Origin of the sequence: Acidovorax kalamii, from assembly GCF_002245625.1 — a bacterium.
In the GTDB taxonomy this organism is placed as follows: domain Bacteria; phylum Pseudomonadota; class Gammaproteobacteria; order Burkholderiales; family Burkholderiaceae_C; genus Acidovorax; species Acidovorax kalamii.
Genome location: NZ_NOIG01000006.1, coordinates 315503 through 334861, shown reverse-complemented (window position 1 = coordinate 334861; position 19359 = coordinate 315503). Strand labels below are relative to the sequence as shown.

Annotated in this window: 13 protein-coding genes; 9 read left to right on the top strand and 4 right to left on the bottom strand. The window is 67.1% G+C overall.

Annotated elements, in window-relative coordinates; genetic code table 11:
• Positions 1–106: 106 nt before the first annotated feature.
• Positions 107–1309, bottom strand: a complete 1203-nt coding sequence (locus CBY09_RS10330) for an ABC transporter substrate-binding protein (RefSeq protein ID WP_240515670.1) — start codon at positions 1307–1309, stop codon at positions 107–109.
• Between the two features lie 163 nt (positions 1310–1472).
• Between CBY09_RS10330 and CBY09_RS10325 the strand changes: the two genes are divergently transcribed.
• Positions 1473–2207, top strand: a complete 735-nt coding sequence (locus CBY09_RS10325) for a Crp/Fnr family transcriptional regulator (protein WP_094289151.1) — start codon at positions 1473–1475, stop codon at positions 2205–2207.
• Positions 2208–2234: 27 nt separating this feature from the next.
• On the opposite strand, the gene CBY09_RS10320 is transcribed toward CBY09_RS10325, so the two are convergent.
• Complete coding sequence (locus CBY09_RS10320) at positions 2235–3953, bottom strand: methyl-accepting chemotaxis protein (protein ID WP_094289149.1); 1719 nt, start codon at positions 3951–3953, stop codon at positions 2235–2237.
• A gap of 418 nt (positions 3954–4371) precedes the next feature.
• Between CBY09_RS10320 and CBY09_RS10315 the strand changes: the two genes are divergently transcribed.
• The 6 genes from CBY09_RS10315 to CBY09_RS10290 all read left to right on the top strand — a co-directional run bounded on the left by CBY09_RS10315 (position 4372) and on the right by CBY09_RS10290 (position 11825).
• Positions 4372–5268 (top strand): DUF4394 domain-containing protein, encoded by an 897-nt coding sequence (locus CBY09_RS10315; protein ID WP_094289147.1) that lies wholly within the window; start codon positions 4372–4374, stop codon positions 5266–5268.
• A gap of 56 nt (positions 5269–5324) precedes the next feature.
• Positions 5325–5942: a methylamine utilization protein gene (locus CBY09_RS10310; protein WP_094289145.1), complete on the top strand. Its 618-nt coding sequence runs from the start codon at positions 5325–5327 to the stop codon at positions 5940–5942.
• Entirely contained in the window at positions 5939–8302 is a 2364-nt protein-coding gene (locus CBY09_RS10305) for a putative bifunctional diguanylate cyclase/phosphodiesterase (protein WP_094289143.1), read from the top strand. The genes CBY09_RS10310 and CBY09_RS10305 overlap by 4 nt, the downstream gene beginning before the upstream one ends.
• Positions 8303–8397: 95 nt before the next feature.
• Positions 8398–9489: a pseudouridine synthase gene (locus CBY09_RS10300; protein WP_240515669.1), complete on the top strand. Its 1092-nt coding sequence runs from the start codon at positions 8398–8400 to the stop codon at positions 9487–9489.
• Positions 9490–9541: 52 nt separating this feature from the next.
• The gene (locus tag CBY09_RS10295) at positions 9542–10822 is read left to right on the top strand and encodes an esterase/lipase family protein (RefSeq protein ID WP_108723916.1); all 1281 of its coding nucleotides are present in this window, start codon (positions 9542–9544) and stop codon (positions 10820–10822) included.
• 67 nt (positions 10823–10889) lie between these two features.
• On the top strand, positions 10890–11825 hold the full coding sequence (locus tag CBY09_RS10290; protein WP_094289141.1) for an exopolyphosphatase: 936 nt from the start codon (positions 10890–10892) through the stop codon (positions 11823–11825).
• Between the two features lie 12 nt (positions 11826–11837).
• On the opposite strand, the gene aqpZ is transcribed toward CBY09_RS10290, so the two are convergent.
• Positions 11838–12533, bottom strand: coding sequence for an aquaporin Z (aqpZ, locus tag CBY09_RS10285; RefSeq protein ID WP_094289432.1), 696 nt, complete (start codon positions 12531–12533; stop codon positions 11838–11840).
• A 366-nt stretch (positions 12534–12899) separates the two neighbouring features.
• On the opposite strand from aqpZ, the gene htpG reads away from it, so the two are divergent.
• The gene (htpG, locus tag CBY09_RS10280; RefSeq protein ID WP_094289139.1) at positions 12900–14876 is read left to right on the top strand and encodes a molecular chaperone HtpG; all 1977 of its coding nucleotides are present in this window, start codon (positions 12900–12902) and stop codon (positions 14874–14876) included.
• Positions 14877–15038: 162 nt separating this feature from the next.
• On the opposite strand, the gene CBY09_RS10275 is transcribed toward htpG, so the two are convergent.
• Positions 15039–15383, bottom strand: a complete 345-nt coding sequence (locus CBY09_RS10275; RefSeq protein WP_240515668.1) for a hypothetical protein — start codon at positions 15381–15383, stop codon at positions 15039–15041.
• A gap of 574 nt (positions 15384–15957) precedes the next feature.
• Between CBY09_RS10275 and CBY09_RS10270 the strand changes: the two genes are divergently transcribed.
• Positions 15958–19302, top strand: coding sequence for an IPTL-CTERM sorting domain-containing protein (locus tag CBY09_RS10270; RefSeq protein ID WP_240515667.1), 3345 nt, complete (start codon positions 15958–15960; stop codon positions 19300–19302).
• Positions 19303–19359 lie beyond the last annotated feature (57 nt).

Sequence of the window (19359 nt, the reverse complement as noted above, 5' to 3'; positions counted from 1 at the left end):
GTTTGAGGAAAAAACGGCCTCTGCGCGCGATAGGTATGCCTTTTAAGCTATCTATTTAGTAGCATTTTTTCCGCCTCAGCGGGGCGCTGCGTCAGCGCCCGCCAGGTCAGCGGATAAAACGCCCGTCGCGCCCCACCAGCGTCAGCTCCACAAAACGCGAGGCGTTGCGCTCGGGTGCGCTGGCGCTGATCTCGAAGCCGCCCAGGTCCCATTTCTTGAGGTTCCAGGTCGCGTCGATGAAGGCCGCGCGCGTGGGGTTGCGGCCTGCACGCTGCAGGGCTTCGGCAAACACGCGGGCGTTGATGTAGCCCTCCAGCGCCAGGTGCGAGGGCTCGGCCGTGGCGCCCGAGGCCTTCCAGGCGGTCTGAAACTCGCGCACCACCGGCATCACCACGTTGGAGGGCAGGGGCACCACCTGCGAGATCGCCATGCCCGTGGCGTCGGCGCCCAGGGCCTTGACGGTGGCGGGCGTGCCCATCACCGACAGCGCATACAGCGTCACGCCACGCTTGAGTGCCCGGAACGCCTTCACAAACTCCAGCGTGGGCTTGCCCGCCAGGCCAATCACGATGGCCTCCAGGTTGCCGCCCGCCAGCTTGGCGGCGGCGCTGCCCGCGTCCGAGGCATTGCTCTCCACCGTCACGGTCAGGGCCTCGGGCAGCTTGAGCCGGTCCATGGACTGCTTGGCTGCGCTGAACACCTCTTTGCCGAACGCATTGTTCTGGTAAACGATGCCGATGCGCTGGATGCCGATGGTGGACAGGTGCTGCACCAGCTTTTCGGCCTCGTCGGCATAGCTGGCGCGGATGTTGAACACGCTGCGCGCCTTGGTGCGGCTGAGCTGCGCGCCGGTGAAGGGCGCAAAAAACGGGATGCCGCTCTCGATCACCTTGGGCAGCATCGCGTCGATCATGGGCGTGCCCATGCAGTTGAACAGTGCAAAGGTGGCCGGGTCTGCCAGGAACTGCTCCACGTTGGCCAGCGCCTTGGGCACATCGTAGGTGTCGTCCAGCGTGGTCAGTTCAATCGCCTTGCCATGTACGCCGCCGCGCGCATTGATGGCCGCAAACGCCGCCTTGGCGCCCTGGTGCATGGCCGAGCCCAGGTCGCCCAGCGGGCCGGTGAGGGCGGTGGACTGCGCAATCTTGATCGCGCCGTCCTGCGCGTGAGCGCGCCCGGGCAGGCCCGCCAGCCCCACCCAGGGCAGGGCGGCCACGGCGGCCAGGGCCTGGCGCCGCCCCAGGCCACGGCGTTGTGCAGCGTGGGCGGGGATGGCGGCGTCCGGCGCGGTGGATCGGTGTTGGTTCATGTGTTGTCTCCTCGGTAGCCCCGGTTTCGCGAAGACCTTGCACAGGTTCCAGGGCCGGGGGAGGCGCCATCATCCGGTGGAGATTGGCATTTTTTTGTCTTTCTGACGACAATTCGGATCAGGATTTCCCGTATCCCCCGACCCCATCGACCGGACCGCGCCCATGGACTCCCGCATCAATCAGGACCTGTCGCTGCACCAGCGGCGGCGCCCCCCCACCACCGACGAACTGCGCGGCATCCCGTGGCTGGACCAGCTGCAGCCCGCCGAGCGCGAACGCGCCGTGGCCTCGCTGCTGGTGGGCGATGCCCAGCCGGGCGACTACGTGTGCCGGGTAGGGCGCCCGGTGACCTACTGGTTCGGGGTGGTGGAGGGGCTGCTGAAGATGAGCAGCGACGACGCGCAGGGCCAGACCATGACCTATGCCGGCCTGCCGCCCGGCGGCTGGTTTGGCGAGGGCACGACCATCAAGCGCGAGCCCTACCGCTACAACATCCAGGCGCTGCGCAAGAGCATCGTGGCGGGCCTGCCCATCGACACCTTCCACTGGCTGCTGGACCACTCCATCGGCTTCAACCGGTTTGTGATGAACCAGCTCAACGAGCGCCTGGGCCAGTTCATCGCCGCGCGCGAGATCGACCGGCTGAACAACCCCGACGTGCGTGTGGCGCGCAGCCTGGCGTCGCTGTTCAACCCCGTGCTGTACCCGGGCGTGGGCGAGGTGCTGCGCATCACGCAGCAGGAGCTGGCCTACCTGGTGGGGCTGTCGCGCCAGCGCGTGAACGAGGCCCTGGCCGCGCTGGAGGCGCAGGGCGCGATCCGCATCGAATATGGCGGCCTGCGGGTGCTGGACCTGGCGGCGCTGCGCTCCAGCATCTTCCAGTTCAAGGGGAGCTAAGAGCCTGCTTTAAGCCTCACCCGGCGCTCAGCGCGGCAGCGACGGCAGCTTGCCGCGCGGCTTCAGCGCCGGAGCGCGCGGTGGCGCGCTGCGCAAGGCCGGGGCAGGCACCGGGGTCGGGGCGGCCGTGGGATTGCCCGGGCCCCAGCTGTCCTCGCCGCCGCCATCGCTGCGCGACAGGCGGAAGGTGCCCACCATCTGCGTGAGGCGCCCGGCCTGGTCCTTGAGGCTGTCGGCGGCGGCCGCGCCTTCTTCCACCAGGGCGGCGTTCTGCTGCGTCATTTCTTCCAGCGCGCCCACCGACTGGCTCACATGGCCGATGCGCTGGCTCTGCTCCTGCGTGGCGGCGGTGATCTCGCCCATGATGTCGGACACGCGGCGCACCGATAGCACCAGCTCCTCGATGGTCTTGCCCGCGTGGTTCACCAGGGTGCTGCCTTCCTGCACCTGATCGACGCTGGTGCCAATCAGTGCCTTGATCTCGCGCGCAGCGTTGGCCGAACGGCCGGCCAGGTTGCGCACCTCGCCCGCCACCACCGCAAAGCCCCGGCCCTGCTCGCCCGCGCGGGCGGCTTCCACGGCCGCATTCAGCGCCAGGATGTTGGTCTGGAACGCGATGCCGTCGATCACGCTGATGATGTCGGCGATCTTGCGCGAGCTGGCGCTGATGGTGTCCATGGTGCGCACCACCTGGCCCACCACCTCGCCACCGCGTGTGGCCGCATCGGATGCGGTGGACGCGAGCTGGTTGGCCTGGCGGGCCGAGTCGGCGCTTTGCGACACGGTGCCGGTCAGCTCCACCAGCGAGCTGGCGGCGCTTTGCAGGTTGTGCGAGGTCTGCTCGGTGCGCTGGCTCAGGTCCAGGTTGCCCGACGCCACCTCGGAGCTGGCCACCAGAATGGAGTCGGCCGTCTGGCCGATCTCGCCCACCAAGGTGCGCAGGCGCTCCTGCATGGCGGCAATCGCTTCGAGCAGGCGGCCGGTTTCGTCATGGATGCGTACTTCGACCTGCGAGGTGAGGTCGCCGCGCGCAATGCGCTCGGCCACCACCACGGCGCGGCCGATGGGCGCGGTGATGCTGGTGGTGATGCGCCACGCAATCAGGGCGCCCAGGCCAATGGCCAGCGCCACCAGCAGGCCGCCCACCAGGCGCGCCTGGCTTTGGGTGTTCTCTGCGGACGCCGTGGCCTCGGCATTCAGGCTGTTCTGCAACTCGATCAGTTCGCGCAGCTTGGCGCGCCAGGCGGTTTCGCCCGGGGCTACGCGGGTCATCAGCGCCAGCGTGGCGCTCACGGTGTCGCCGTCGTCGGCGGCCTTGATGGCGTTGGCGAGTTCGGGGCGCGCCTTGCGGCCCAGTTCCTGCACCTCGGCCAGCAGCTTGATCTCGGCCGGGGTGGCGCCGTCGGGCGTGAGCAGCGCGGCCAGGGCGGTTTCCTGGGTGGCGTACTCCTTGAGCGTCTTGTCCACCGCCTCGATCTGCGCGCGTGCCTGTTTGGGGTCGATGTCGTTGAGCATGGCGGCCGAGCGGCTCTGGATGCCGATGGCGCTCACGCTCTCCAGCATGCCATTGACCAGCTTGGCCTTGTTGGCCCCGGTGCCCGTGATCTGGTGCATTTGCCCGTTGACCTGGCTCACCGACAGCTGGCCCAGGGCCGCCACCGCGATGATGAGCACCAGCATGCAGCCAAAGCCCAGGCTGAGCCGGCTGGAGATCGACAAGGATTTGAGAGAAGCGGCGGCAGGCATGGAAGTCCTTGTGTCTCGGTGGGCGTCAGGGGATCGGGGGATTCAGGTCGGCGCGAACTGACCGGTGCGCATGGACCGAAGCAATATCGGTGCCCACAGGGACAGGCCGGGCCCTTGCACGTTCGACGCAGTGTAGGCAGAAATCTCAAAATGTGTCATGAGCGTTGCGGATGGGGACATGCCCGAATTGCATGGCTGCATTTGTTACAAATGAGTCGCCCTGTTGTGGTGGCGCGGCAGCACCAAAGTGCAACAGGACGTGGACGCAGAATTTGCATAAAAAGTGCTGCTACCGCGCAATGGATATGCCTTTATTGCTATTGTTATTGATAGCACTCCAAGGCCCTGCGGGTTTGCCCCGGGGGGCGACGGCCGGAGGGCGATCAGGTATAAACCTGTAACAGTTGCGAGGTCTTTTATGCATCCCACTTTTTGTTCTTCGGCGCTGCGCGCCGTACCGGCGGCCGTGGTGGTGGCGCTGCTCGCAGGGTGTGCGGCCACGCCCGCGCCCGACACCGGCCTGCGCGAAGCGGTGGTGGCGGTGACCAGCGCCCACGAACTCATCACCTTCCATGCGGGCCAGCCCGGCCGCATCCTGGAGCGGCGCCCGGTCACCGGCCTGCCCGCAGGCGACCGACTGGTGGGCATTGACTTCCGCGTGGCCAAGGGCGTGCTGTATGCGCTGTCGCAGGCCGGGCGCCTGTACACGCTCGACATCCCCACGGGGGCGCTGCGCCCGGTGGGGGCTGCGCCAGCGGTGCTGCCGCTCGTCGGCAGCGTGTTCGGCTTTGACTTCAACCCGGCGGCCGACCGCATCCGCGTGGTGTCCAACACCGGCCAGAACCTGCGCCTGCACCCCGACACCGGGGCCGCCGTGGACGGCGACCCGGCCGTGGAGGGCGTGCAGCCCGACCCCGCCCTGCGCTATGCCTGGGCCGACGTGAACGCCCGCCGCAAGCCCGACATCGCGGGGGCCGCCTACACCTACAACCCCAACGACAGCAAGATCACCACCAACTACGCCATCGACCGGGCGCTGGGCGTGCTGGTCATGCAGGGCTCGCGCGAGGGCACCACGCCCGTGGTCTCGCCCAACACCGGGCAGTTGCGCACCGTGGGGTCGCTGGGCCTGGGGCCGCTGAGCGACGTGGCGTTTGACATTGCCGACGTGGGCAACACCGCCCTGATTGCGGTGCGCACGGCGGCCGACAACCAGACCCGCCTGCACCAGGTGGACCTGGCCACCGGCGCCACCCGGCCCCTGGGCCTGGTGGGCGAGGGCGCGCCGCTGGTGGGTATGGCGATCGAGCCATGACCGCTGGCAGCGCCCGCCCCCTGCGTCCCTGGCCCCGCTTACGCCGCTTTGGCAGCATGGGCCGCTCCGGCCGTGCGCTGCTGTGCGCATGGGGGCTCGTGGGCGGGGGGCTGGCCGCCCAGGCGGGCCCGGTGCAGGTGGAGGTGGCCGATGCGGCGGGCAAGCCGCTGGCCGACGCCGTGGTGTTTCTGGACTCGGCCGATGCGCGCAAACTGGCCCGGCCGCTGGCGGGCGTGGAGATGGCGCAGGAAAAGCGCCAGTTCGTGCCCGGCGTGCTGGTGGTGACCACCGGTACCGAGGTGCTGTTCCCCAACCGCGACACGGTGCGGCACCATGTGTATTCGTTCTCGCCCGCCAAGAAATTCGAACTCAAGCTCTACACCGGCACGCCGACCAACCCCGTGCTGTTCGACAAGACCGGCGTGGTCGCGCTGGGCTGCAACATCCACGACCAGATGGTGGGCTGGATCCTGGTGCTCGACACCCCCTACTACGCACGCAGTGCGGCAGGCACCGGCCGGGTGTTGCTGGACAACGTGCCGCCCGGCACCTACACGCTGCGCACCTGGCACACCCGCCTGCCCGTGGGCGCCCCGGCGCTGGAGCAGGCGCTGACCGTGCCCGCCACCGGTGTCGCCACGGCCACGGTGCGCATGACGGGGTTGCAGCCTTGACGCGGCTGCGCCTGGCCCGGCGCAGTCTGATCCTGCGGCTGGTGGGGTTGTCGCTGCTGCTGCTGCTCATCGTGCAGGCGGCAGGGTTTGCCGTGGTGCGGGCCTCCATCGACCGCAATGCACGCGCCCAGATCGCGCGGGCTCTGGACCTGGACGAAAACATCTGGCGCCGCCTGCTGGAGCAGAACGCCGAGCGCTTGCGCCAGGGCTCGGCGCTGCTGGCGGCCGACTACGGCTTCCGCTCGGCGGTCAATTCCGGGGACGAGGACACCATCCAGTCGGTGCTGGAGAACCACGGCAGCCGCATCGGCGCGGCCGTGACGGCCCTGCTGGGCACCGACCTGGAATTGCGTGCTGTCAGCCTGATGGAGGGCATGGAGCAATTCCCCGCCACGCTGCGCGAGGTGGTGCCCCGCCTGGCCAGCCAGCCCCAGGGCAGCCAGACCGTGGTGATGGACGGCGTGCCCTACCAGTTTGTGATGGTGCCCATGCGCGCGCCGGTGGTCATTGGCTGGGTGCTGATGGGCTTCCCGATCGACCAGTCGCGCGCCGACGAGATGCGGCAACTGCTGGCGGTGCATGTGGCACTGGTGGTGAAGGGGGCCGACGGCGTGGTCAAACTGCCCGTGGCCACGCTGCCCCCCGATGCCCGGACCCTGCTGCTGAACGCGGGCGGGGCGGTGGGCGAGCTGCAGACGGCCGAGGGAACGCTGCTGGTGCGCACCAGCGCGCTCGACAGCGTGGGCGGTGAAGTGCGCTCGCTGCTGCTGCGGTCGGTGGACGAGGTGGTGGCCCCCTACCGCCAGCTGCAGGTGCTGCTGGCCATCATCACCGTGGCCGGTGTGCTGCTGTTTGCGGTGGGCACCGGGCTGGTGGCGCAGCGGCTCACCACGCCCCTGCGTTCGCTGCTGGCGGCCACGCAGCGCCTGTCGCGCGGCGAATACGACGTGCCGCTGGAGCACACCGGCCGCATGGACGAGATCGGCAACCTGGCACGCTCGTTTGACCACATGCGCGTGGACATCGCGGCGCAGCAAACCGAAATCCGCCGCCTGGCCTATTGGGACCGCCTGACCGGCCTGCCCAACCGGGAGCGATTCCGCGAGGCCGTGGTGCGGGCCCTGGCGGGCCACCCCGATCACCCGGGCCGCGCGGGCCGCACGGCCACGCCCCAGCCGGTGGCGGTGCTCACCCTCGATCTGGACCGCTTCAAGCATGTGAACGACGTGCTGGGCTACGCGTTTGGCGACCGCCTGCTGCAGGCCGTGGCCGGGCGCCTGAGCCTGCAGGTGCGATCGCCCGACGACATGGTGGCGCGCCTGGGCGGCAACGAGTTCGCCATCCTGCTGCTGAATGCAGACGCCGCTGCCGCCCACGACATCGCCCAGCGCATCAACCAGTCGTTCGAGGAGCCGCTCGCGTTCGAGGACCAGACGGTGGACCTGAGCGCGGGCATCGGTTTTGCCTGCTGGCCGGGCGACGCAGACGATGCCGACACCCTGCTCAGCCGCTCGGAAATCGCCATGTATGCGGCCAAGCGCAAGCTCAGCGGGGCGCTGCAGTACGACGCCGCGTTCGACTCGACCAGCGCGCAGACCCTGTCGCTGCTGACCGAGCTGCGCCACGCGGTGGAGCACCACGAGCTGCGCCTGTACCTGCAGCCCAAGGTGCCGCTGCATGGCCAGGCGGGCTTGGCGGCCGAGGCGCTGGTGCGCTGGCAGCACCCGCAGCGCGGGCTGGTGCCGCCCATGCAGTTCATCCCGTTTGCCGAGCAGACCGGCTTTGTGCGCCAGCTCACGCTGTGGATGTTTGAGGAGGTCGCGCGGCTGCTGGCCGACCCGCGCACGCGGGGCCTGCCGCTCAGGGTGTCGGTCAACCTCTCGACCCGCGACCTGCTGGACCCGGAGCTGAGCAACCGGCTGGCCGACATCCTGGCGCGCCACGGGGTGGCGGCCAGCGCGTTCTGCCTGGAGATCACCGAAAGCGCGATCATGGACGACCCGCAGCGCGCCGAGGCCATGCTCAACCGGCTGTCCGAGCAGGGCTTCAAGCTGTCGATTGACGACTTTGGCACCGGCTACTCGTCGCTGGCCTACCTCAAGCGCCTGCCGGTGGACGAACTCAAGATCGACAAGTCCTTCGTGATGGGCATGGAAACGGGCGAGGACGACGCGATGATCGTGCGCTCCACCATCGACCTGGCGCACAACCTGGGGCTCACCGTGGTGGCGGAGGGGGTGGAGACCGCTGGCATCCTGGAGCAGCTGCGCACCCTGGCCTGCGACGAGGCGCAGGGCTACCACATCACGCGGCCCCTGCCGGTCGATGACTTCCTGGCCTGGCAGGCACGCCAGGGGTAGGCTGCGCCGGGTTCTTTCGGTCGCCGGGGTCTTCAGATCAGGGGCGACCGAAATTCATTTGGGCCCCTGGCGGCCCACAGGCGAAAATACGCGCAATGTCTTCTTCTGCTCCTCGCCCGCCTGCGGGCCCTGCCGCCCCGGCCACCGATGCCGGTGGCCCTTCCTCGCCTGCGGCGCCGCGCCCCGTGCTGCGCCGCCCCACCCTGACGGCCAAGCCTGCACCTGCGCGGCCTGTGCCGCCGCCCCGGGCCCCCCGGCCTGCCCGGTCGCCCGCACCGTCCACCTACCGCGTCGCGTCGGGCGCGTTTGTGGCGCCTGTGCGCCAGGTGCCTGCACCTGCCACCGGCATGGTGGGCGGCCTGCCCACCTCGCGCCTGAACAAGCGCATGGCCGAGCTGGGCCTGTGCTCGCGGCGCGAGGCCGACGACTGGGTGGAGCAGGGCTGGGTCAAGGTCAATGGGGTGGTGGCGACCATGGGCCAGCAGGTCACGGCGGCCGACCGCATCGAGGTGGACAAGATTGCCCAGGGTTTCCAGGAGCAGCGCGTCACCATCCTGCTGAACAAGCCCATCGGCTACGTGAGCGGCCAGGCCGAGGACGGCCACACGCCCGCCGTGGCGCTGATCAACCCCCGCACCCACTGGCGCGATGACCCCAGCCGCAACCGCTTCTCGCCGCCGCAACTGCGGGGCCTGGCGCCTTGCGGGCGGCTGGACATCGACTCGGTGGGCCTCTTGGTGCTGACCCAGGACGGCCGCGTGGCCCGGCAGATCATTGGCGAGGACTCCGAGATGGAAAAGGAGTACCTCGTGCGCGTGGTCTACCAGGCACCGGGCCAGACGACGGCTCGCCACCCCGGCGAGCGCTCCGCGCCGCTGCAGGAAATCGACGAGCGTGACCCGGTCAGCACCAATGTGCAGGCGGTGTTCCCCAAAGAGTTGCTGGAACGCCTGCGCCACGGCCTGAGCCTGGACGGCGAGCCACTCAAGCCCGCCAAGGTCGATTGGCAAAACCCCGAGCAACTGCGTTTTGTGCTCACCGAGGGCAAAAAACGCCAGATCCGCCGCATGTGCGAACTGGTGGGGCTCAAGGTCGTGGGCCTCAAGCGCATCCGCATCGGTCGCGTGACCCTGGGCCACCTGCCCGTGGGGCAGTGGCGCTATCTGTCGCCTAACGAGCGCTTCTGAGCGCTGCCGAGCTCCGTACAACCCCGCCTTTTTTCTGGATCGGAGCCTTCTCATGCCTTCCTCGCGGCCACCGCGCATACGCGACAGCGCACCGGCTTCCGGATCCAACCCGCTGCGGCAGCTGCGGGTCTCCGACCTGCGCGGTGTGGCCCGGCTGGCCACGCAGGCCACCACCGGTATCAGCCGCGTGGCCGAGGGCGTGCACCAGTCCGTGCGCGGCACCCTGGGGTTGCCCGGCGGGGCCCAGCCGGGCCGTACCGGGGGGCTGACCGGCTTGGTCTACCAGAGCATCCGGGGGGTGACGCAACTCGTGGATGCGGGCCTGCAGGCGGGGCTCGCGCGGCTGGAGCCCTTTTTCTCGGCGAGTACGCCCGGCACCGAGGTGCTGTGGGAGCGCGAGGCGGTCATCGCCGCCCTGAACGGTGTGATGGGCGACCGCCTGCAGCAGGACAACAATCCGCTGTGCACCCGCATGGGCTGGTACCAGCAGGGCCTGCCGCTGGATGTGCGTGCCCTGGGCGCTCCGGGCACGGCCACCGGCAAGTTGCTGGTGCTGGTGCACGGACTGTGCATGAACGATCTGCAGTGGCAGCATGGCGGCCATGACCATGGCGCCCACCTGGCCCAGGCGCTGGGCTACACGCCGGTGTACCTGCGCTACAACACCGGCCAGCACATCTCGACCAACGGCGCCGAGCTGTCGGCCCTGCTCGAATCCTTGGTGGCCAGCTGGCCCGTGCCCGTGACAGAGCTGGCCGTGCTGGCCCACAGCATGGGCGGACTGGTGGTGCGCAGTGCCTGCCACCATGCGGCCACCCAGGCGGCGGCCCCCAGCGGCTGGCTGCCCCGGCTGCGCCAGGTGGTTTTTCTGGGCACGCCCCACCATGGCGCGCCGCTGGAGCGGGCGGGGAGCTGGGTGGACGTGCTGCTGGGCAGCACCCCCTATTCGCGGCCGTTTGCCCGGCTGGCGCAGCTGCGCAGCGCGGGCATCACTGATTTGCGCTACGGCCATGTGCTCGATGCCGACTGGCAGGGGCGCGACCGCTTTCGCACCCGCCCCGACCAGCGCACCCCCGTGCCCCTGCCCGCCGGGGTGGCCTGCTACGCGGTGGCCGCCACGCTGGCCGCGCGGCGCAGCCCGCTGGCTGAGCGGCTGGTGGGGGACGGGTTGGTGCCCTTGCACAGCGCCCTGGGCATCCACGATGATGCGGGCCGGGGGCTCGGGTTTGCCAAGGAACGGCAGGCGGTGTTCCACCGCCTGGGCCATCTGGCGCTGCTGGACGATGCCGGCGTGGCCCGGCAGCTGGAGCAGTGGATGGCGGCGCCCACATGACGCTGGCCCGGTGCCGGGGGTGCGGCTACGATGTGTTCATGCAGCAATAGACAACAAGGAGAAACTTGTGAGTGATGTGAAATACCGCCTGGTGACCCGCAGCGACTTTGACGGCCTGGTCTGCGCCGTGCTGCTCAACGAGCTGGATCTGATTGACGAAATCACCTTTGTCCACCCCAAAGACATGCAGGATGGCAAGGTCGCCATCACCAGCCGCGACATCACCACCAACCTGCCTTATGTGCCCGGGGCGCACCTGGTGTTTGATCACCACGAGTCCGAAACCATCCGCAACTCGGGCCGCCGCGACGAGAACCACATCATCGAGGCCCATGCCCCCTCGGCAGCGCGCGTGGTCTACAACCACTACGGCGGCAAGGCGGCCTTCCCGCGCATCACCGAAGACATGATGGCGGCGGTGGACCAGGCCGACTCGGCCCAGTACTCGCGCGAAGACATCCTCGACCCCCAGGGCTGGGTGCTGCTGAACTACATGATGGACTCGCGCACCGGGCTGGGGCGTTTTCGGGAGTTCCGCATCAGCAACTACGCGCTGATGATGGACCTGATCCAGTATTGCCGTGACCACACCATCGACGACATCCTGGCCCTGCCCGACGTGCAGGAGCGGGTGCAGCTTTACCGCGAGCATGCGGCGAAGGCCAAGGAGCAGCTGCAGCGCTGCGCCATCCGCATCGGCAAGTTGGTGGTGCTGGACCTGCGCGAGGAAGAGACCATCTGGGCCACCAACCGCTTCATGATCTATGCGCTGTTCCCGGAGTGCAACATCTCCATCCACGTGATGTGGGGGCTGCAGAAGCAGAACACGGTGTTTGCCACAGGCAAGTCCATCCTGGACCGCAGCAGCCACGTGCACATCGGCAACCTCATGCTGGAGTTTGGCGGTGGGGGCCATGCGGCTGCAGGCACCTGCCAGGTGTCCAACGAGAAGGCCGACGCCATCCTGCAGACACTGGTGCAGCGCATCACGCTCGAAAACTGAGCGGTCTATCGCTCAATCTTCGCCGAACAGCCCCCGGTAGATGGCGGCGCCCAGCAAGGCGCCCGCAATGGGCGCGGCCCAGAACACCCACAGCTCCGACAGCGCATAGCTGGGCCCAAACAGGGCGGGGCCGGTGCTGCGCGCCGGGTTGACCGAGGTGTTGGTCACCGGGATGGAGATCAGGTGGATCAGCGTGAGGCACAGGCCGATGGCCATGCCGCCCACGCCTTCTGCCGCGTGCCGCGAGGTCACGCCCAGGATCACGATCAGGAACACCGCCGTGAGCACGACCTCGGCCACCACAGCCGCCAGCAGCCCGTAGCCACCGGGGGAATGTTCGCCGTAGCCATTGGTGGCAAACCCGCCAATGTCCGCCCCGGGCTTGCCCGTGGCGATGAGGTAAAGCACCCCGGCGGCCACAATCGCGCCCAGCACCTGCGCCACCACATAGCCAGGCAGTTCAGACACCTTGAACCGGCCGCCCAGTGCCAGGCCCACGGACACCGCCGGGTTGAAATGCCCGCCCGAGATGGGCCCCAGCGCATAGGCCCCGGTCAGCACCGTCAGGCCAAACGCCAGGGACACGCCCAGAAACCCGATGCCCAGCTGCGGAAACGCGGCCGCCAGTACCGCGCTGCCACAGCCGCCGAAGGTGAGCCAGAACGTGCCGAGGAACTCGGCAGACCATTTTTGCAATGAGGTGGGCATGGGCTTGTCCAAAAAAGCAGGGGGGCAGCTGCTGGCGCAAGCCCACAGCCAATGCGGCATCTTAGGAGGGCAAAATGTGCTGAACAAGCGTTAATTGCGCGCAAATTGTCAACAATGCTCTTTTGGGCACTGGGAGAGCATCTGGCGCGTCAAAGCCGCATCAGATGGCGGGACTGCTGTCCGTGCCCTCTCGGTTGCCGGTAGTTCACCGCTGATTTCTCGGATTCAGTGGACTAACGCTCAGCTGGTCTTGAAATCGCGCCATCCGCCCCGAGGTGAACACGCGCGAATGTCTTTTGCACCGCAGGTGCACCCAAGGCATTTCTCAAGACCGTATGAAGTAGCCCATTCCAAGACCAAGACACCATGAGCACCAAACAAACCCTGTCTTTCCAGGCCGAAGTGGCCCAGTTGCTGCACCTGGTCACCCACTCGCTGTACTCCAACCAGGAAATCTTCCTGCGCGAGCTGATCTCCAACGCGTCCGACGCCTGCGACAAGCTGCGTTTTGAGGGGCTGAACAACTCCGCCCTGTTCGAGGATGCCCCCAACCTTGAAGTGCGTGTGAGCTTTGACAAGGCTGCCAAGACGCTGACCATCACCGACAACGGCATCGGCATGAGCCAGCAGGAGGCCATCGACCACCTGGGCACGATTGCCAAGAGCGGCACCAAGGACTTCATGGGCAAGCTCTCGGGCGACCAGAAGGCGGACGCCCAGCTCATCGGCCAGTTCGGCGTGGGCTTTTACTCGGGCTTCATCGTGGCCGACAAGATCACAGTGGAATCGCGCCGCGCGGGCCTGAAGGCCGAAGAGGGCGTGCGCTGGATCAGCGGCGGCACGGGCGACTTCGAGGTCGAAACCATCACCCGCGCCCAGCGCGGCACCAGCATCATCCTGCTCCTGCGCGACGACGCCGAGGAATACCTCAACGCCTGGAAGCTCAAGCAGGTCATCGCCAAATACTCCGACCACATCAGCCTGCCCATCCTGATGGAAAAGGAAGAGTGGAAAGACGGCGAGCTGATCAACCCCAATGACGAAAACGGTGGCCGCCAGCCCGGTGGCATGGTCAAGACCGGCGAGTGGGAAACCATCAACAAGGCCAGCGCCCTGTGGACGCGCCCCAAGAAGGACATCACCGAAGAACAGTACGCCGAGTTCTACAAGGCCATCAGCCACGACCACGAGGCCCCGCTGACCTGGGCGCACAACCGCGTCGAAGGCAACACCGAGTACACGCAGCTGCTGTACATCCCCGCCAAGGCGCCGTTTGACCTGTGGAACCGCGACAAGAAGGCGGGCGTGAAGCTCTACGTCAAGCGCGTCTTCATCATGGACGACGCCGAGGCGCTGATGCCCACCTACTTGCGCTTCGTCAAGGGCGTGATCGACTCGGCCGACCTGCCACTGAACGTGAGCCGCGAGCTGCTGCAGGAAAGCCGCGACGTGCGCGCGATCCGCGAGGGCAGCACCAAGCGTGTGCTGAGCATGCTGGAAGACCTGGCCAAACACGACAAGCACGACACCGCCGCCAATGCCGACGGCGTGACCGATGTGGTGGACGCCGACGACAAGGCCAAGGAAGGCAAGTACACCGCGTTCTACAGCGAGTTTGGCGCGGTGCTGAAGGAAGGCCTGGGCGAAGACTTTGGCAACCGCGAGCGCCTGGCCAAGCTGCTGCGTTTTGCGTCCACCACCAGCGACGCCGTGACCGTGGGCTTTGCCGACTACAAGGCCCGCATGAAGGAAGGCCAGGAGGCGATCTACTACATCACCGCCGACACCCTGGCCGCTGCCAAGAACAGCCCGCAGCTCGAAGTCTTCAAGAAGAAGGGCATCGAAGTGCTCTTGATGACTGACCGCGTGGACGAGTGGGCGCTGAACTACCTGCACGAGTTTGACGGCACGCCACTGCAAAGCGTGGCCAAGGGTGCCGTGGACCTGGGCAAGCTGCAGGACGAGGCCGAGAAGAAGGCCGCTGAAGAGGCTGCCGAGGCCTTCAAGCCCGTGCTGGCCAAGCTGAAAGAAGCGCTCAAGGACAAGGCCGAAGATGTGCGCGTGACCACCCGCCTGGTCGATTCGCCCGCCTGCCTTGTGGTGCAGGACGACGGCATGAGCACGCAGCTGGCCCGCATGCTCAAGCAGGCTGGGCAGCAGGCGCCCGAGTCCAAGCCCGTGCTGGAGGTGAATGCCGAGCACGCGCTGGTGAAGAAGCTCGACGGCAGCGTGCACTTCCACGACCTGGCCCACATCCTGTTTGACCAGGCCCTGCTGGCCGAAGGCGGCCTGCCGGAAGACCCCGCTGCCTACGTCAAGCGGGTCAACGCGCTGCTGGCCTGAGAGCCGGCCGGTGACTGGCGTGCGTCCTTATGGGGCGAAATATGCCGTCACCGCGCGTGGGTAGGCGTTTGATTGCTATCAAAAAGTGAAACCCCGGGGCTGAATGGCGCCGGGGTTTTTCTTTGGATGCGGTGAACGTGGCGGGCTGCTGCGGTGCCTGACTCACTCCTGCGGCTGTGCCTGCTCCAGCAGCCGCGCATAGACTTGGTTGCGCTCTTGGGGGGCTGCGTCCATCAAGGTCTTGAGGGCCTCATCGGGCAGCCGCACGCCCCGGCGCCGGTCGGTCGCCACCGGCAGATTGCGCCAGCCGGAGAGCACCAGCCAGTCCCACAACTCCCCTGAAATCCGGTGGGTGACGGCCATCTTCAGTTCTCCCCGCTGAATGTCCGTGCCCACTGCAGGCACCTGCCCCACCGGCGCGGGGCGGCGTGCCTGTCGGATCGACAAAACGTTGCGTATCCAGTCCTTCATGGGCGGGCTGTGGGGAATGTTGAGCTGGTGCAGCATAGCCCACTGTGCTGGTTTTGCTCAAGCCTCATGGGCCCGCATGGCACTGCACGGTGCCGCTGTTCGCAGCGCAAATCACCGCTTTGGCCTGCGCGCAATGTCCTGCGATCCAACGCTTGAATCGCTGAAGCCTTGATGGCCTGCATCGGGCAAGGAAACCAAGCGCTGCACTGTCGCCCGCCGAGTCGAACAACGCTGCAATGCACCAGCGTGGTGCGAACGACACGCATGGCATCCGGCAATGGTTAACGATTGTTGCCCTGCCGCAAAGCGAATGTTTCGTGGATAGATTCGAGCGCTGCTTTCAGCCACCAAGGCTGGGCGTCTTCGCGGTCTCCCCTCACACCGATTTTTACCGCCCCGAAAGGGGTCGGTGAGGTTGCGGCGTGGCCAAAAAAACTTGAGCTGTTCATCACTTCAGGACCATCTATCTATGTTCAATCCTTTGTCGCGCCTCTTTGTGGGCGCGCATCCGCCCAGTCAACGTACACAGGAATTTGACGATACCCAGCCGCCCGGGCAGGGCGTGCTTTATCAGCGCTGGGCGGAAGTATCCCGCCAGGCATCACGCGCCATGCGCCGGTTTTGCTGGCTGCTGCTGGCGAATGGGATGTTCGCAGGCGCGGCCTTGGCGCAGTCTGCAGACCTGGTGGTGAACCACGCGGACTCTCCGGACCCGGGGCCGGCCGGTGGCATCTTCACGTACACACTGCGCATCGACAACAACGGACCCAATGGGGCGGTGGGTGTCACGTTGACAGACACCTTGCCCGCAGGTTCTGTCTTCATGGATGTCAACACCACCGCAGGCACCTGCAACCAGGCGGGCGGCACGGTCAATTGCGCCTTAGGCGACATTCCGTTCAATGCCAATCAAACCGTGACGGTGCGCGTGCGCTTGCCCTCGGCCGGGGTGTGGACCAACACCGCCACGGCGGGCAGCACCACCACCGATCCCAACACCAGCAACAACGTCAACAGCATCCAGGCCACAACGGCCACGCAAGCGGCGGATCTCTCGCTGTCGGCAGTTCCGTCCGTTGCCAGCGTGAACGCGGGCCAAGCCTATAGCTATGCGTTGCAGGCCACCAACCACGGGCCGGATGCCGCAGATGGCAGCCAGAGCATCACCTTCACCGTCCCCGCAGGCGCTTCGATCACCGCTGCGCCCTCGGGTGGTGGTTGGTCGTGCACGCCGTCCAGCGGCTACCCGCTGAGCAGCGGCAACGTGAGCTGTACCCGTTCGGGCACCTTGGCGAACGGCGCCACCACATCGGTGTTGACCGTGCCTGCCGTGTCCAATGTGAACGGCACCGTGACAGCCGCATTCGCCGTGGCGGGCCGCAAGCCAGACAGCGCGGCCATGCCAGATGGCGATCTGACCAACAACACGGTCACCGTGGATGTGGCCTCCAACGCCGGGGCGGATGTGTCGATCACCAAGACGGCCGCCAGCTCCAACGTGGCGCAGGGTGCCAATGTGGTGTACACGCTGACACCCCGCCTCAATGGAGGTGTGTCGCTGGTGGGGCAGGTCATTACGGTGACCGATACCTTGGGGGCCGGGCTGACCTTTGTTTCTGCGACGGGCTCGGGATGGACATGTGATGCCACCATCACCTGCACGCGGTCAGAGTACACGGGCGCCAACTTCAGCAACATGCCCGCGATTACCGTGACAGCCACGGCGGACAACACCGGGGTGTTGACCAACACGGCGGGGGTCAGCACCGCACTGCCCGATCCCGTGCCCGGCAACAACAGCGCCACGGCCAACGTCACGTCCAGCAACGACGCAGACATGCGGTTGACCAAAACGGCCAGCATCAACCCGGTGGTGCCCAACCAGCCGTTCAACTACACCCTGACAGCACGCAACACCGGCCCCTTGGCCATCCCGGCGGGGCAGACCATCACCATCACAGACCAGGTACCGGCGGGGGTGACCCTCAACACCCTCGTCAGCGCAACCGGATGGACCTGCGATGCTTTGCCATTTGCAGGCCCTGGTGCCTGGAACTGCTCCCGCTCCACCGCGTTGCCGGCCAACACCGACGCGCCTGTGGTCACCGTCTCTGCCATCCTGACCGGCACCGGTACGGCCACCAACAACGCCTGCGTGGCCCTGGGGGCAGGCCTGCGGGTGGACAGCAATGCCGCCAACAACTGTGCGGGGGTCGGCGTCACATCGACGGCCACACAGGCCGATTTGCGCGTGGTGTCCAAAACGGCGTCGCCCATCACCGTGGTGGCCGGCGAGAACCTGACCTACGTCATCACCGTGGAGAACCTGGGCCCTGCAACGGCCACCAACGTGGTGGTGTCGGATACCTTGGCCAGTCTGGTCAATACCGGGGGATTTCAGTCGGCTGTGGCCTCGCAGGGCTCTTGCACACCCAGTGGAGTGACCAACGGGACTTCGCAGAACCTGAGCTGTTCGCTGGGCACCCTGGCAGCGGGTGCGCAAGCGACGGTGACCCTGGTGGTGCGCCCCAACATCGCAGCTACCGGCAATCGCACGAACACGGCCACCGTGCGATCCTCCGATGTGGGCGATCCTGATCAATCCAACAACAGCGGCAGCGTGACCAGCCAGGTCACAGCCCTGGTGGATGTCACGGCCTCCAAGACCGCGACCCCTGCCTCGGTGGCGGCAGGGGCGCCGATCACCTTTGTGGCGACCATCGGCAACACGGGGCCTTCCACGGCGCAAACGGTGCAGATGGTGGACACCTTGCCCTCCAATGCCGCCTTCATCGAACTGGTCGCGGTCAGCGGCGGCGGGACCTGTTCGCCGATCACGGCGGGCACCGTCGGAGGAACCCTCACCTGTACCTGGAGCAGCATCACGGCGGGCTCGCAGCAGACGGCCACCTACCGCATGCGGCCCCTGGGCAACGCTGCGGGCAGCAACGTCGTCAACAGCATTGCCGCAACCACGGCCACTGCCGAGTCCAACACAAGCAACAACAGCGCAACGACCACGACACCCGTCACGGCCGCGCAGCTTGACATCCTGGTGAACAAGGTGGACAGCGCCGACCCGGTGGACCTGGGGCAACCAACCACCTACACCATCACCATCAACAACAGCGGCCCCTCCTATGGGACCAATGTGGTGATGACAGACATCTTCCCGGCTCCAGGCTCGGCGCCAACCGCAAACTTCAGCTACCAGGGTGCATTGACCGTGAATGCGGGGGGCGTGTGTACTGAGCCGACCGTGGGCGCTACCAGTGGCACGCTGCGCTGCGTCTTTCCTGGTTTGAACAGTGGCCAGACGGCAACGGTCACTTATGCCATGCGTGCGGAAGCGCTCACGGTGGCGGGCGCCACCAGCGGTACGGCCTTCAACCAGGCCAGCGTGACCGTGGACGAAACGGAAACCACCCTGGCCAACAACGTGGTCACGCATGACACCACCGCACGCCGCTTTACCGTGGCAACCGATCTGGCGCTGGTCAAGTCGGCACCTGCGGGCCCATTGGCGCCCGGCGCATCGCTCAACTACACCCTGACGGTCACCAACAACGGCCCCCTGGCCAGCGACGGGGCGCAGGTGGTGGATGTGCTGCCTGCGGGGGTGAACTTTGTCTCGGCCGTTGGCTGCGTGAATGCGGCAGGCACAGTGCGGTGCGCGATCGGGCCCCTGGCGGTGGGGGCTTCGCGGACCTTCACGCTGGTGACAGCGCTGGCATCGCCCTATACCGGCGCACGTCCGCTGGTCAACACGGCCACGCTGGATGCGCCGGGTGACACCAATCCCGGCAACAACTCCAGCACCACCACCACCACGGTGTCGGTGCCGCCCAGCGGTGCCAGCAGCATTCCCACTTTGTCGGAGTGGGGGCTGATCATCCTGTCCACCCTGCTGGGCCTGATGGCTTGGGGGCAGGCGGCACGGGGGCGTCGTCGCTGACCGCTTCGCGGTAGTCCCCCTCGGCGCTTCTCACACCTGCCAAGCGCTTAGGCTGGT

What these genes read in the sequence shown, in the direction of transcription:
- CBY09_RS10330 (WP_240515670.1), bottom strand. Translation starts at nt 1,309, where the DNA reads ATGAACCAACACCGATCCACCGCGCCGGACGCCGCCATCCCCGCCCAC.
- CBY09_RS10325 (WP_094289151.1), top strand. Translation starts at nt 1,473, where the DNA reads ATGGACTCCCGCATCAATCAGGACCTGTCGCTGCACCAGCGGCGGCGC.
- CBY09_RS10320 (WP_094289149.1), bottom strand. Translation starts at nt 3,953, where the DNA reads ATGCCTGCCGCCGCTTCTCTCAAATCCTTGTCGATCTCCAGCCGGCTC.
- CBY09_RS10315 (WP_094289147.1), top strand. Translation starts at nt 4,372, where the DNA reads ATGCATCCCACTTTTTGTTCTTCGGCGCTGCGCGCCGTACCGGCGGCC.
- CBY09_RS10310 (WP_094289145.1), top strand. Translation starts at nt 5,325, where the DNA reads ATGGGCCGCTCCGGCCGTGCGCTGCTGTGCGCATGGGGGCTCGTGGGC.
- CBY09_RS10300 (WP_240515669.1), top strand. Translation starts at nt 8,398, where the DNA reads ATGTCTTCTTCTGCTCCTCGCCCGCCTGCGGGCCCTGCCGCCCCGGCC.
- CBY09_RS10295 (WP_108723916.1), top strand. Translation starts at nt 9,542, where the DNA reads ATGCCTTCCTCGCGGCCACCGCGCATACGCGACAGCGCACCGGCTTCC.
- aqpZ (WP_094289432.1), bottom strand. Translation starts at nt 12,533, where the DNA reads ATGCCCACCTCATTGCAAAAATGGTCTGCCGAGTTCCTCGGCACGTTC.
- htpG (WP_094289139.1), top strand. Translation starts at nt 12,900, where the DNA reads ATGAGCACCAAACAAACCCTGTCTTTCCAGGCCGAAGTGGCCCAGTTG.
- CBY09_RS10275 (WP_240515668.1), bottom strand. Translation starts at nt 15,383, where the DNA reads ATGCTGCACCAGCTCAACATTCCCCACAGCCCGCCCATGAAGGACTGG.
- CBY09_RS10270 (WP_240515667.1), top strand. Translation starts at nt 15,958, where the DNA reads ATGCGCCGGTTTTGCTGGCTGCTGCTGGCGAATGGGATGTTCGCAGGC.